The 13,989-nt window shown below is 64.6% G+C and carries 11 protein-coding genes; 7 read left to right on the top strand and 4 right to left on the bottom strand.

Going from position 1 to position 13,989, the window contains the following annotated elements; all coding sequences use genetic code 11:
- Window position 1: 1 nt before the first annotated feature.
- The 3 genes from EK23_RS04405 to EK23_RS04395 all read left to right on the top strand — a co-directional run bounded on the left by EK23_RS04405 (window position 2) and on the right by EK23_RS04395 (window position 4,941).
- Window positions 2-2,683, top strand: a complete 2,682-nt coding sequence (locus EK23_RS04405; RefSeq protein ID WP_235281907.1) for a nitrate reductase — start codon at window positions 2-4, stop codon at window positions 2,681-2,683.
- Window positions 2,680-3,258 carry an ANTAR domain-containing response regulator gene (locus EK23_RS04400; RefSeq protein WP_045224104.1) on the top strand — a complete coding sequence of 193 codons (579 nt, stop codon included), beginning with the start codon at window positions 2,680-2,682 and terminating at the stop codon, window positions 3,256-3,258. Before EK23_RS04405 ends, EK23_RS04400 begins: the two co-directional genes overlap by 4 nt.
- A 75-nt stretch (window positions 3,259-3,333) precedes the next feature.
- Entirely contained in the window at window positions 3,334-4,941 is a 1,608-nt protein-coding gene (locus EK23_RS04395) for an alginate export family protein (RefSeq protein ID WP_052807919.1), read from the top strand.
- Here EK23_RS04395 and EK23_RS04390 read toward each other — a convergent pair.
- Window positions 4,933-5,796: a LysR family transcriptional regulator gene (locus EK23_RS04390; protein WP_045224103.1), complete on the bottom strand. Its 864-nt coding sequence runs from the start codon at window positions 5,794-5,796 to the stop codon at window positions 4,933-4,935. The two genes, EK23_RS04395 and EK23_RS04390, sit on opposite strands and share 9 nt — an antisense overlap.
- A 249-nt stretch (window positions 5,797-6,045) precedes the next feature.
- Here EK23_RS04390 and EK23_RS04385 point away from each other — a divergent pair, with 249 nt between their 5' ends.
- The 3 genes from EK23_RS04385 to EK23_RS04375 are packed head-to-tail and all read left to right on the top strand — an operon-like array spanning window position 6,046 to window position 10,246.
- Window positions 6,046-7,632, top strand: coding sequence for a DHA2 family efflux MFS transporter permease subunit (locus tag EK23_RS04385; RefSeq protein ID WP_045224102.1), 1,587 nt, complete (start codon window positions 6,046-6,048; stop codon window positions 7,630-7,632).
- Window positions 7,629-9,083 carry an efflux transporter outer membrane subunit gene (locus tag EK23_RS04380; protein WP_045224101.1) on the top strand — a complete coding sequence of 485 codons (1,455 nt, stop codon included), beginning with the start codon at window positions 7,629-7,631 and terminating at the stop codon, window positions 9,081-9,083. Before EK23_RS04385 ends, EK23_RS04380 begins: the two co-directional genes overlap by 4 nt.
- Window positions 9,080-10,246: an HlyD family secretion protein gene (locus EK23_RS04375; protein ID WP_045224100.1), complete on the top strand. Its 1,167-nt coding sequence runs from the start codon at window positions 9,080-9,082 to the stop codon at window positions 10,244-10,246. The genes EK23_RS04380 and EK23_RS04375 overlap by 4 nt, the downstream gene beginning before the upstream one ends.
- A 39-nt stretch (window positions 10,247-10,285) precedes the next feature.
- On the opposite strand, the gene EK23_RS04370 is transcribed toward EK23_RS04375, so the two are convergent.
- From EK23_RS04370 to EK23_RS04360, 3 genes are all read right to left on the bottom strand, one after another.
- Entirely contained in the window at window positions 10,286-11,461 is a 1,176-nt protein-coding gene (locus tag EK23_RS04370; RefSeq protein WP_052807918.1) for a porin, read from the bottom strand.
- A gap of 119 nt (window positions 11,462-11,580) precedes the next feature.
- Window positions 11,581-11,907, bottom strand: a complete 327-nt coding sequence (locus EK23_RS04365) for a hypothetical protein (protein ID WP_052807917.1) — start codon at window positions 11,905-11,907, stop codon at window positions 11,581-11,583.
- On the bottom strand, window positions 11,904-13,202 hold the full coding sequence (locus EK23_RS04360) for an ammonium transporter (protein WP_045224099.1): 1,299 nt from the start codon (window positions 13,200-13,202) through the stop codon (window positions 11,904-11,906). Before EK23_RS04360 ends, EK23_RS04365 begins: the two co-directional genes overlap by 4 nt.
- Before the next feature lie 311 nt (window positions 13,203-13,513).
- On the opposite strand from EK23_RS04360, the gene EK23_RS04355 reads away from it, so the two are divergent.
- Window positions 13,514-13,813 (top strand): DUF4156 domain-containing protein, encoded by a 300-nt coding sequence (locus EK23_RS04355; protein WP_045224098.1) that lies wholly within the window; start codon window positions 13,514-13,516, stop codon window positions 13,811-13,813.
- Window positions 13,814-13,989: the final 176 nt, after the last annotated feature.

The raw sequence follows: 13,989 nt of genomic DNA, 5'->3' as shown, positions 1-13,989 counted from the left end.
AATGCCAGCAACGATGACCTCCAGCGTGACCACCCGGACCACCTGCCCTTACTGCGGCGTCGGCTGTGGCGTGCTGGCCACGCGGACCGGCGAGGGTTCCATCAAGATCAAGGGTGATCCCCAGCATCCGGCCAACTTCGGGCGGCTGTGTTCCAAGGGGGCGGCCCTGGCCGACACCGTCGGGCTGGAGGGCCGGCTGCTCCATCCGGAAATCCGGGGCGTCCGATCGTCCTGGGACCAGGCCCTGGAGGAAGTGGCCCTGCGCTTCCGCGAGGCGGTGGAGCAAAGCGGTCCGGACTCGGTGGCCTTCTACGTGTCGGGGCAGTTGCTGACGGAGGATTACTACGTCGCCAACAAGCTGATGAAGGGGTTCATCGGCTCCGCCAACATCGACACCAATTCCAGGCTGTGCATGTCGTCGTCCGTGGCCGGACACAAGCGCGCCTTCGGCGAGGACATCGTGCCGGGCTGCTACGACGATCTGGAACTGGCCGACCTCATCGTGCTGGTGGGCTCCAATACGGCCTGGTGCCACCCGGTGCTGTACCAGCGGATCGTGCACGCCAAGAAGCAGCGTCCCACGCTCAGGATCGTCAACATCGACCCCCGGCGCACCGCCACCTCCGATCTGGCGGACCTGCATTTGAGCCTGAGGCCCGGCACCGACGTCACCCTGTTCAATGGCCTGCTGGACTATCTGCGGCGCCATGACCGGCTGGACCTGGCCTTCCTGGACGCGCAGGTGGAAGGTTTCGGCGAGGCCCTGGCCATGGCCCGCCAGTCTTCCCCCTCGTTGCCGGCGGTGGCCGCTGCCTGCGGGCTGGCGGAAGCGGACCTGGCCACCTTCTACCGCTGGTTCGCGGAGACGGACAAGACCGTCACGGCCTGGTCCCAAGGCGTCAACCAGTCATCCAGCGGCACCGACAAGGTCAACGCCGTCATTAACGTGCACCTGGCCACCGGCCGTATCGGCAAGCCCGGCGCGGGACCTTTGTCACTCACCGGCCAGCCCAACGCCATGGGCGGACGTGAGGTGGGCGGACTGGCCAACCAGCTGGCGGCCCACATGGATCTCGAAGACCCGCAGCACCGGCAGGCGGTGCAGGCCTTCTGGCAGGCGCCCGTCCTGGCCGCAAAACCTGGCCTGAAGGCCGTTGAACTGTTCCAGGCCGTCGCGACGGGAAAGATCAAGGCGCTGTGGATCATGGCGACCAACCCGGTGGTCAGCCTGCCGGATGCCCGGGCGGTCCGCCGGGCGCTGGCCACCTGTCCCTTCGTGGTGGTATCGGACTGCGAGGATGGGACGGACCTGAAGTCCTTTGCCCACGTGCGCCTGCCGGCCCTCGCCTGGGGCGAGAAAGACGGCACCGTCACCAATTCCGAGCGGCGTATCTCGCGTCAGCGGGCCTTCCTTGCGCCCCCAGGGGAAGCGCGCGCCGACTGGTGGGCCATGACGGAAGTGGCCCGCCGCATGGGCTTTGCCGAGGCCTTCACCTACACCCATCCGGGCGAGATCTTCGCCGAGCACGCCAGCCTGTCCGGATGGCGGAACGGCGGAACGCGCCTGTTCGATATCTCCGGCCTCGCCCCGTTGGACGTCTCCCGGTACGAGGCCCTGGAGCCGGTGCAATGGCCGGTGCACGCGGCATGCACCGAGGGGACGCCGCGCCTGTTGGCATCCACGCCGCTTCCCCGGGGCAAGGCGCGCATGCTGCCCCTGGACCCCAGGCCACCGGCCAATGGGATAGATGATGCCTATCCCCTGGTCCTGAACAGCGGGCGGATTCGTGACCAGTGGCACACCATGACCCGGACGGCGCGCAGCCCGCGCCTGAATCAGCATATCAGCGAGCCCTACGCGGAATTGCATCCCGAGGACGCGGCGCGGCAAGGCCTGCGTTCCGGCATGCTGGTGCGCCTGAGCAGCCCCTGGGGCGAGGCCCTCGCAAGGGCGCGAATCAGCGACGACCAGCGCCCCGGCTCCGTGTTCATGCCCATGCACTGGTCCGAGCAGTTCGCCCGCCAGGGACTGGTCAACGCCCTGGTCAATCCGGTCACCGATCCCCTGTCCGGGGAGCCCGAATCCAAGCACACCCCGGTGCGCCTGGCAGCCTGCGACCTGACCTGGCATGCCTTCCTGATCACACGCAGGCCCAAGGTGATCCCCGCTTGTGATTATTGCGCCACCATCCGCGGCGATGGCTATTGGCACTACGAACTGGCCGGGCAGGATGCCCCCGCGAATTGGCAGGCCTGGGCCCAGGATCTGCTGGACGAGCCGGATGGCGAGTGGATCGACTACATGGACCGCTCCGCGGGCCGCTATCGCTGCGCCCTGTTGCGCCAGGGGCGGCTGGAGGCCTGCCTGTTCGTGAGCCGCAGCGAGGACCTGCCGCCTCGCGACTGGCTGACGGGCCTGATCGCGCAGTCCGCTTTGACGCCGGCCTCGCGCATGAGCCTTCTGTCCGGACGCCCCGCCAACAGCAGCGACGATCCCGGCCGCACCATCTGCGCTTGCTTCGGCGTGGGCCTCAATACCCTGACCCGCGCCATCGCCAGCCAGGGGCTGCGGAGCCCGGAGCAGATCGGACAGGCGCTGCGCGCGGGCACCAATTGCGGCTCCTGTGTGCCGGAGCTTAAGCGCATCCTGGCCGACCTCGCCGTCCCGGAGGTTCAGGCATGAGCCTGCGCGTGATGTTGGTGGACAAGGACCCGGCGCGCGGCGCCCTGCTCGCCGAGGCGCTGGCGCAGGCCGGACACACGGTGATCGCCCAGATCCGCGACGACAGCCACCTGGCCGCCGAGGTGTCGAAGCACCAACCCGATGTGATCGTCATCGACATGGAGGCGCCGGGGCGCGACACCCTGGAGCAGATGCGCGAGATCGGCCGCGACCAGCCCAAGCCCATCATCCTGTTTTCCGACCAGCGCGACCCCGACTACATCCGCCAGGCGGTGCAGGCCGGTGTCAGCGCCTACGTGGTGGACGGCCTCAGCCGCGAGCGCATCATGCCCATCGTGGAGGTGGCGGTGGCCCGCTTCCGCGAGTTCCAGGCCCTGAAACGGGAGCTGGACGACACGAAAAACCAGTTGGCCGACCGCAAAGTCATCGACAAGGCCAAAGGCCTGCTCATGCAGAAAAAGGGCATGAGCGAAAACGAGGCCTACCAGTTCCTGCGAAAGACGGCCATGAGCCGCAATGCCCGCTTGGGCGAGGTGGCACGCATGCTGGTATCGCTGGAGGATCTATTGACCTGATTGAACTTCGGACCGATGCCGCGAACCCGGGAGCGGCGGACGTCCGGTATTTTGACCCTAACCTGAGGAAACACCATGAAGTTTTCGCATCGCCTGCGGCGAGCCCTGCGGCTGCGCCGCATCCCGGGACCTTCCAATCCATGCCAAGGCCTCGCCGCCCGTGCTTCAACCTGGCGCGCGCTGCCTGGAGGACGCCGGGGCACACCCCCCCGGCACCTGGCTTGGGCCGCATCCCTGGCCTGCGCCTCCGGAGCCTTCGCATCCGAACCAGCCAAGCAGTCGCCGGGCGCCAGTCCCGTGCGTCTGGAAACCGCGGGCCCCTTCAACTCCAAGCTGCGCCTGGAAGTCTACGAGCGTGTCCGCGGCGAGATGACCGACTGGTTCGGCGATCCGGTCGTTCAGGGTAGTGTGCTCCCAAAGGAATCCAGCTATGCCTTCATGGCCAACAAGTTCCAACTCGGCCTGCGTTTCAGCAGCGAGCCGGTCGAGGCCTTCGTCCAGTTCCAGGACACGGTGCTGGCCGGCCTGCCCGACAACGGCGTGGGCCTGGGCGCGGTCTATTACGCCAATACCCACCACACCACAGCCAATGGGGCCACCCTTCGCCAGGGCTGGGCAAAGCTGAAAATGAACGACTTCTTCCTCAGCGGTGGACGCCAGCTTTATTCCGATGCAGCCCAGGGAGCGGCGCGAAACAAGACCTTGAAATGGATACAGGATTACCGCTGGGCGCAGCGCCTGATCGGCCCCTGGGACTATACGCACACCGGGCGCAGCTTCGACGGCGGCAGCCTGGGCTATGTGTCAGACGACTTCGAAGTCTCGGGCTTCGCCTTCATGCCGACCGCCGGCGGCTTCGACATCAACGGCATGAGCGAGATCAGCCAGATCACGGTGGCGGGGGCCACCGCCAACCTGCGCGATTCGGCACTGTTCGGCAACACCCTGGCGCGCCTGTCCTATTACTACTACTCCGACGACCGCAATCTGGTGGCCGCGGACAATCGACCCGAGGCCGTTCGCACCAGCACCAAAGCCGAGCCCATCGAGGTGCACACCCTTGCGCTCTCGGCAGCCCACACCCTTCCCCTGGGGCCTGGCGTGGTCGATGGCATGTTCTATGGCTTCGGCCAGGTGGGCGACTGGCAAGGCCTCAACCACGGCGCCTGGGCCTACGGCGTGGAACTGGGTTATCAGCTGCCGGAGGTGTGGGGCAGTCCCTGGCTGCGTGCCGGCATCAACAGCGGCTCCGGCGATAACAACCCCGGCGACGGCGACCACGGCACCTTTTTCCAGATGTTGCCCACGGTCTTTCTGTATGCGCAATTTCCCTTCTACAACATGATGAACAACCAGGATGTCTTCCTGCAGGCCCTGCTCAAGCCGCACCCCATGGTCAACTTGCGCATGGACTTCCACTGGTTGAAGCTCAACGAGAGCCGGGACCTCCTCTACGCCGGCTCGGGCGCCACCAACGACACGTTCTTTGGCTACGCCGGCACGCCCACCGGCGGCTTCGATGAACTGGCCTATCTAGCCCACCTGTCCGTCAATCTCAAACCCACGGATTACCTGAGCTTCAATGTGCATTACGCGCACGCCTTCGGTCAGGAAGTCATAGCCGCCCAGTATTCAGACCGGCAGGGTGACTATGCCTTCGTCGAAGCCTGCCTGTCATTCTGACTGCCGCCGCCCGCGCTCCTGGCTCGCCAGTTCCCGGAGGCAGTCCAGCACCTGGGCGAGCACCGGGTGATCTCTGCCCCGGGCCGAGACCATGTAGGCCGGCAAGGTGAAGCGCGGGCTGTCCGGCACCGGAAACAGCCTGCCCGCAGCGATCAGGGGTGCCGCGATAGCCATGGGGAGGAAGCAGGCCCCGCCATTTTTCAGGACCAGCTGCGCCGCGAGCCAACCGATGTTGGCGCGCTGCGCGGCGGGCTCCAACTCCGGGTAGCTGTTGCTGTGCTGCGCATAGAAGCCGGGGCCCCAGTCGACGTAGACATAGTCCGGGTCGGGCCAGGGCCGGGCCGGATCGGTGGTCAGCAGAATCAGGGTCTCATCGAACAGGTGCTCGATCACAAGTCCGGGGCTGTGCCGCGGCGTGTACATCATTCCGATGTCCAGGGCGCCCTGGATCAGGCTGCGCATCAGGTCGTCCTCGAATCCGATCTCGCTGCGGATCGACAGATCCTTCACCGCCGCGCGGACCAGGCCGACCCAGCCGGGCAACACCGCCTCCCATAAACCGAAGCGCGCGCCGATGCTGAGGCTGGCGCAAAACCGGCTGGGCAGGCCGATATCGTGTCGGGCCTGCTCCATGGTCAACAGCAGGGTTTTGGCATGGGGCAGAAAACGCCGGCCCTGCTGGGTGAGGCTGGCGCCGGCCCGGTTGCGCACGAACAGCGCGACATTCAGCTCGAGTTCCAGACGCTGTATCCGCGTGCTGACCGTGGACTGGGTGACATGCAGCCGGCCGGCCGCTTCCAGAAAGCTGCCGTAGGCCGCCACACTCAGGAACGTCTTGATTTGATCCAGATCCATCGCTTTATATCGAAATAATCAATATTAACTACCAATAAATTTCGTTTGTCTAATTGAAGAGGGATTCCTATAGTCCCTGTTCACGCGGCGGACGCACTCCCCCAGGGCTTGCCCCATCCCAGCCGAGGCCGCGTTCTCGAGCGTTCCGCGCCGCGCCCTTGGACAGATGAGCATCCCATATAACGCAAGACCCATAATTGTCGCGGCCAGCGACAACCCTGCGAGGCCAGGCGGCCAGGTGCTGGCCCGGTGAGTCAGGACGCCTGCGCGCGCCTTGAGGGATGGCGCTTCGTCCTGTTCAACCTGGCCCTCGGACTGGGCCATGCGCTGGTGATCTTCAATGCCGGCGCCTACATCGCCATGCTACCCCGGGTGGCGGGGGGGCTGGGTATCCCGCCCAGCTACTCCACCTGGACCCAGACCGATTACATGACCGCCCTGGCCGTGGGCTTTCCCCTGGGCGGATGGCTGGCGAGGCGCATCGGTCCATTCCGCACCGTCGCCCCGGCCTATGCCGGCTTTGCATTGGCTGCGCTGCTCTGCGCCCTGGCCCGCGACCTCCCGTTATACCTCGCCGGCCGTATCCTCCTCGGGCTCTTTGGAGGTCTGACCCTACCCGGCGGCCAGGCCTTGCTGCTCGGAGAGTATCCGTCGCAGCGCAAGTCCGTCGGCATCGGCGTCTGGAGCATCGTTACCCTGACCCCCTTCAGCCTCGGTCCGCCTGTCGGCGGCTGGATCGCCGATACTCTGGGCTGGCGCTGGCTGTTCTGGCTGAATATCCCGGTCGCCCTTTTCATCGCCACCACACTCCTCATCCTTCTGTACGGACGCGACACGCTGCGGGTCCGGCGGGTTCGATTCGATACGGTCGGCTTCGCCCTGTGCACCACGTTCCTGTTTGGACTGCAGACCGTGCTCAATCTCGGAAACGACCGCGCCTGGCTGCAGTCCGGCACGGTGACGGCACTGTCCCTGGTCACTGCCGGCTCGTTGTTGCTGTGGGTCCTGCAGGCATGGCATGCGCGACACCCGCTCATCGACCTGCGCCTGTTTGCCGACCGCAATTTCGCCATCGCAACCAGCGTGATGACCTTGGGATTCTTGATGTTTCAAGGCCTGCTCTCCCTGTTGATCGTGCAAATCCAATTCCAGCTGGGTTATTCCTCATGGCTCGCCGGGCTCGTGTTCCTGCCCATGGCGATATTGGCCAAGCCCGTGGCCTCCGTCATGCACGAGATCGTCAAGCGAGCCGATCCGCGCTTTCTGGCAAGCCTGAGCCTGCTGGGCTTCGGCATCTGCTATTTCCATCTGAGCCGCTACAGCCAGGCAGACGCCTTTGCCCACCTGTTCTGGCCGAAACTCCTGGAAGGTGCCTGCCTGGGCGGGTTCTTCGTCCCCCTGACCACCCTCATGCTGCACGGCCTGCCAATCACGCGCCACGCTCACGCCCTGGAACTGGCGAACCTGCTGCGGATTGCGGCGGGCGCGGTGGGCATCACCGTCGCGGGCATCGTCCTCTACCGGCGCCAGCCCATGCACCTGACCCGCTACGCCGAACAGCACACGGTTTTCGAGGCGCCAACCGAAGTCGCCTTGAACCTCTTCCAATCCCTGGGTCTGGACGAAACGCAGGCTGCCGCGCAGTTTGCCAGACTGGCCAGCCGATATTCCGTCATACACGCCATAAACGACGCCTTCTGGATGGCCGGCTGCGGCTTCCTGGCGCTGGCTGCGCTGGTATGGCTGGCCAAGCCGACCCGATTGCCGGCAAAGTCCAGCGATGCATCGGATATCCGCCGCGAAACCGAGGCCATCATCGCCGAGGAGAGCGCATGAGACGCTGGCTGCAGTCATTGATCCTGCCCTTGTCGGGCGGCGCCTTGCTGGCGGCCTGCGCCCAATTTGGCACCAGCTCGCCGCCTGCGGTCATGTCCGGTATGCCCGAGTCGAGGCGCAGCCTGCAGGACGGGCTGTCCCACTATTCCGGCCGCTCCGCCTGGCCCAGGGAGAATTGGTGGATGTCCTTCGGTCAGCCTGAACTGAACCGACTCATGGAGACGGCCCTGGCCGGCAATCCGGACCTGAAGACCGCCGCCGCGCGTCTGCGCCAGTCCCAGGCTCTGGTGGACGCGGAAGCCGCCGACCTGTATCCCACCGTAGACGCTCACATCAGCTTCAGTGCGCAGCGCTTTTCTGCCAACAGCGTGCAGGCCAAGTTCGCCGGGGAGGACTTCCGCCTGTCCCTGGTCGATCCCTTCGTGCTGCGCTATCACCTGGACTTCTGGGGAAGCGACCGTGCTTCGCTGCAGGCAGCCGTCGATCATTCCTTCGCGGTGGCCGCGGAATGGGCCGATGCCAGACTGCTGCTGACGGCCGCTGTCGCCGGCACCTACTTCGATCTGCTGGTGGCCGACAGCCATCGGCGTATCGCCGAGCAACTGGTGGCCGATCTGGATCGCCTGCTCCGACTGGAACTGACACGCCGCGTGGCGGGCTTGAGCGCCGATGCCCCGACCCTGGTGGCCGAGAGCGCGGTCCAAGAGGCCCGGCAAACCCTCGCGACCGCCCAGGCAAGCGTGCAACTGGCCCGCCACCGTCTGGCGACCCTTACGGGAAAAGGGGCCGATTGGGGGCGCTGGATAGCAGCCGGTGAGCTGGCACACATCGATCCACCCGCCTTTCCCAGGGATTTGCCCCTGCGCTTCCTGGAACACAGGCCGGATCTCGCCGCCGCGCGCCTGGAAGCGGAATCCGTGTCGGAATCGGTCAAGGTGGCGCAGACCGCATTTTATCCCGACGTCAACCTGATCGCCTTTGCCGGCCTGCACAGCGTCAGTCTGAGCGACGTTTTGCTGCAAGGTTCCAGCCTCGCCTATGCCGTGGGCCCCTCGGTCACCTTCCCAATCTTCGAAGGTGGGAGACTGAGAGCGCGCCTGGCCGACCGTGAGGCCGCCTACGATGTGGCGGTGGAGCGGTACAACGCCACCTTGCTGAGAGCCATCCAGGACGTGGCCGACGCGTTGACGCGCTGGCGTGAATTGGACCTGCGCCTGACGGAACAAGTGCACCGGGCCGGCGACGCTGAACGGGTCATGCGCCTGGCCGAGAGCCTTTCCACGGCTGGTCTCTCCGATGCGTCCGGCCCGCTGCGCGCGCGCATCGAACTGACCCTGCAGAACTGGCGTCTGGCAAGCCTGAAGGGAGAGCAAGGGAAGGCGGCGGTCGCTCTTTGCCGGGCCCTGGGGGGCGGCTATCAACTTCGCCAGGAGACGGGCAGCCGCGGATGAGTGACCACACGCCGACCAAGCTGAGCCACCGCCAAGTCATACAGCGGCACCGGCGACGGCAATGGGCCTGGATCCTGGCCCTGGTGCTCGCCGCCGCGGCCGCGCTAGTCTTCGAGTGGCAGGAGGATCGGCGCTGGGCCAGCACCGACGATGCCTTCATCGCCGGCCACCTCATCAAGCTGGAAGCCATCAGCGAAGGCGCTGTGGTGGAGATTCTGGCGGAGAACACCCAGCGGGTCGAACAAGGCCAATTGCTGGTTCGACTGGATGGCCGGAGGGCGGAAATAGCCTGGCGCCAGGCCGAGGACGAGCTTGCTGCTGCGGTACGCCAGATTGCGGCGCTGCAAGCCCGGCGCGCCACCCTCAGGCAACGGGTCGCCGCCCGCACGGCCGCCGCTGAGACGCTCCATCATGACCTGGCCAGACTCCGCAAGGCCGCCCCAGACGGCGCCGTGTCGGAACAACAGCTGCAGAACGCCGAGGACAGGCAGCGCGAACTGGCGGCCGCCCTGGCGGAAGCCCGTGCCGAGCAGTCGGAACTGGAGGCCCAACTGCGAAGCGACGCCGTGGCCGACCATCCCGCCGTGCTCGGCGCGGCCCAGCGCCTGCGGCGTGCCTATCTCGATTACCGGCGCCGCAATATTCTGGCGCCCGCGACGGGGTATGTGGCCCGGCGCAAGATTGCGGTGGGCGACCATGTGACGCCGGGCACGCCCCTGCTGGCAATCGTGCCGTTGGATCAGGTCTGGGTGGAGGCCAATTTGCTGGAAACCGAGATTGCCGGCGTACGCCCTGGCCAGAGCGCGGAGATCCGCGTCGACGCCTATCCGGATCGGCTCTACCACGGCCAGGTGGAAGGACTGAGTCCGGGTACCGGCAGCCAGTTCGCCCTCTTACCCACCGACAATGCCACCGGCAACTTTATTCACATCGCCGAGCGGCTGCCAGTCCGTATCCGCCTGGATCCGAGGGAACTGGCGGAGTACCCCCTGCAGCCCGGTCTTTCGACGGTAACCCGCATCAATCTGTCGGGAGGCGATACCCATCCCCTGCGCTCCCTCGCCGAGACTGGATATCCCGCGTACCGCAGCGACGTATTCGATCATGAACTGGATGAACTGGAACCTCGGATTGCGCAGATCATTGAAGCCAATGCGCGGTGAACGCACCGCACTGCAGGCCCCCGCCCAAGGCGGGCAAGCTTAGAAGGTAACCACGGCGTTCGCGCCCACCGTCAACTGGCTTCCGCGCGTTTGCAAGTCGAAAACCTGCTGATCACCGTCCACCCAGTCGTAGCGGGTTTCTGCCCGCAATAGCAACCAGGCAAAGGGTTTCCAGTTCATGCCGGCACTGGTCTCGTAATAACTGGCGGGAACGCCCATGACCCGAAACCCGGCCTGGTCCCGGAACCATTCGCAACGCAACCCCAACGACAATTCGGGATCCAGCGCATAGGTCAGGTACTGGTTGATGCCATACCAAGTGGCGTCGGCAGCGTTGCCAGCCTGTTCCTGCATGCCATGATCGTATTGCGCCGTGTAGTGCAGCTTTTCGCTGATGTCGCGGTTTAACACCAGACTGCCGATGGTGCGCACGGGCGAGCCGGGATCATCCGTAGGACCCGAGGTCACTGCAGCGGCCAGGGAAGTACCGCCGTCATCGCTGAGCCAGGTGACGCCGCCCAGAAAATTCCAGTTACCCAGGTGTTCGCTGAAATTGTCGTCCTTGCCGTGTGGCCCCAGAACAGCCCCGAAATTCACGGTCCAGTTGCCGGTAGCCGGGTAGGAAGCCAGCAAACCGGTGTGAGTGAAGGGTTCGCCGTATTGCATGGCATAGGCATGGGAATAAAAGAAGTTGCCTGTCGCGGGAACCACTTCCTGCCCGAGGATGGTGTAGAAGTGACCCAGCTTCAGGGTGGCGCCCCTGACAAATGGCGTGACCAGTTCAAGGTAAGCTTGAGGAAACGCGGGCTTGTAAAATCGCAGCGTCCCGTCGGTCACCAGGTTCATGTCCCAATCACCCGCCGCCTGAGTAAAGCGGGCATCGGTGCCGAACATGAAGTCGGCACGGAAACCCAGGTCCCAGTGCCGCGACTCCTTGTTAGCAACCCGCTCGACATACAGATAGAACTGGTCGAGTTGCGGCTCCAGGGCCCGGTCGTTGAAAGTCACCGGCTGGTTGGAATGATTCGCCGGATTGTGATTGTTGTAGGTAACGCCTGCTGACAACCAGCCGCCGACATTGACCCCGATGGCGGATGCTGACAGCAGGCTCGACAGGGATAGGCCGGTGGCAGCTTCCACGGCGCCACCGGCCTCGGTTCCCTGGCTTTCCGCAGCCTGGGACAAGCTGCAGTTATGGCTTGCGGAGGCGATCACCAGCCACGCGCATGAGAAAACCCGGCACCAATCCCGTGTGAGCGGCCTTTGCGGTCGCGCTGAGGCCAGCGCCCAGCCAGCCGGCAGCGTCAAGTTGCGGGGCGCGAAAAAGGCGATGCTCAGTCCTCTTCGCAAAGTCTTTCGGCGCGTTCGTTCTCCGGGCCGATACTGCCACCCGCCTCGACCCGCCAGCGGTAGCGCATTTCCATGCCCTTATTGATCAATACGGCGCGCTCTACATCGATGAACCCATTGCCGGGAAACGTTCGCCAACCCAGGTCGCGCTGGGAGTGGCTCTTGATCGAACCGTCCAGGACCTTCTCGACAGTCTGCCCACCCTTGCAGGCCTGAGACTTGATGCGCTGTGTGGCTTCCTCCTCCGTCATCGCCGATGCGGCAAAGCTCAGCGCCAGCATTCCGGCAAGGCCGAACTGCGCGTGCCTCATAAGTTGTAGCCCTGCTCGTTGTGCAGGGCGATATCCAGTCCGGAGGTTTCTTCCGCGGCACCGACGCGCAAGCCCAGGCAGCGGTCCAGGAGCTTCAGCGTCAAGTAACTGATGCCGGCGCTCCAGGCCAGAACCACGCCCACCCCCAGGGCCTGAACGGCCAATTGACTCCAAAGGCCCCCTTCGACCGCCAGGCCGGCACCGCCCAGCGATTTCAAGGCAAACACGCCGGTCAGCAAGGTACCCACGATTCCGCCGACGCCGTGGATGGAGAACACATCCAGGCTGTCGTCGATCTGCAGCCGGTACTTGATCCAGTGCATGGTGAAAAAGCACACCGCCCCGGCAGCCACGCCAATCGCCAGGCCTCCCAAGGGCCCTACGAAGCCCGCGGCGGGCGCGATCATGCCCAGACCCGCCACCATGCCGGTGATGACGCCCAGGCTGCTGGGCTTCCCGAACCGGTGCCACTCGATGAACATCCAGGTAAGTGCCCCCGCAGCGGCGCTCATATGGGTGGTCAGCATCGCCACGCCCGCCGCGCCGTTGGCCATCAAGGCACTCCCCGCGCTGAAGCCATGCCATCCCACCCACAGAATGCCGCCGCCGATGGCGGTCATGGTGCGGTTATGGGGTGGCATGGGGGTGCGCGGAAACCCCTTGCGCGGCCCCAGCAGCATGGCGCCGACCAGGGCTGCGACACCACCGGCGCTATGCACCACGAGACCGCCGGCAAAATCCATCACGCCGGCCTGGGCCAGCCAGCCTCCGCCCCATACCCAGTGGCATACCGGCACATAGACCAGCATGAGCCAGAGCGCCACGAACCCGATCAGGGCGGAGAACTTCATGCGTTCCGCCACACCGCCGACGATCAGCGCCGGCGCGAAGATGGCGAAGGTCAGGTGGTACATGCAGAACACGGTCTCGGGCAGGTTGTCCTTGAGCGAGTCGGCATTCAGGCCAAGCAGGAACAGGCGCGACCCGCCTCCCATGTACTGCTGCCAGTCGCCGCCGTCGCTCAAGGCCAGGCTGTACGCGGCGGCCAGCCAGAGCACCGACACCAATGAGGTGATGACGAAGCACTGCATCAGGATCGACAGCACGTTCTTGCTGCGGACCAGACCGCCATAGAACAGGGCCAACCCCGGCACCGTCATGAATAGGACCAAGCCAGTGGAAGTCAGGATCCAGGCCGTATCCGCCGAGTTAAGTTGATCGGCACGCGCGGATGAGACGAACAGCGATGCCAACACGGCGATGCCGCAAAAGGACGAACGGGATAGTCTTGTCATTTTGGTGCGCTCGACTTTTTTCTTTCCATTTTGCTTTAGAAGCGTGCACCACGAAAGGGCGTTGTCGAAATTTGCTCGCCAGAAAATGTCTCTGGGCCAGTCCGTGAGTCCGAAAGAACCCGCCAAGCCAGCGATCTTAATATTTATTTTTCAATATCTTGAGCTAGTTTCCCGCAGGCAATAAGGACAACTTAAGTCTACAAGGATTCTTTGCTTGCCATTTTACATTTCGATACGCTACGATGATCCATCGCAGTGCATTTATAGTCGCTGCGCACAATAATGAAACTTTCAGTACGCCGGGGGGCATCATGACCGCAAAGTTCGCAAGACTGTGCACATTTATCGTGACCATGACCGCATTTTCCATGACCGCGCAGGCCAAGCCTGATGAGGCCACGGACGCACAGGTTCAGAATTGTCAATTCCTGAGCGAAGTCACCGGTTCCTCCGGGTATGGCAAGAACGCCGGCTGGAAACCCATCGCCAAAACCCATGCAGAGCAGAAGGCCGGCACACTCGGTGCCACGCACATCGTGTGGTCCAATTTCCGGTCGGTAGGCGCCTTCAACGGCGACGCAACGGCGCGCGCATATAACTGCCACCGCTGAGCCTCCCTAAACCTTAAACGTCTGGGCCGCCCACTCCTTGGGGCGCCCCGGGCGTTGACTGGCGCGCCGCCTGACGCGGCCGCCGGCACACCATCTATCTTGAGGCCTGCTACTCATCTGAGATCGCCAGCGCGGTGAGTCCGATGACTGTGTAGAAGCGCCGGCTTGACCGTCCT

This window comes from Methyloterricola oryzae (genome assembly GCF_000934725.1).
GTDB classification, from domain to species: Bacteria; Pseudomonadota; Gammaproteobacteria; order Methylococcales; family Methylococcaceae; genus Methyloterricola; species Methyloterricola oryzae.
This window is presented reverse-complemented; position numbering and strand designations above follow the sequence as displayed.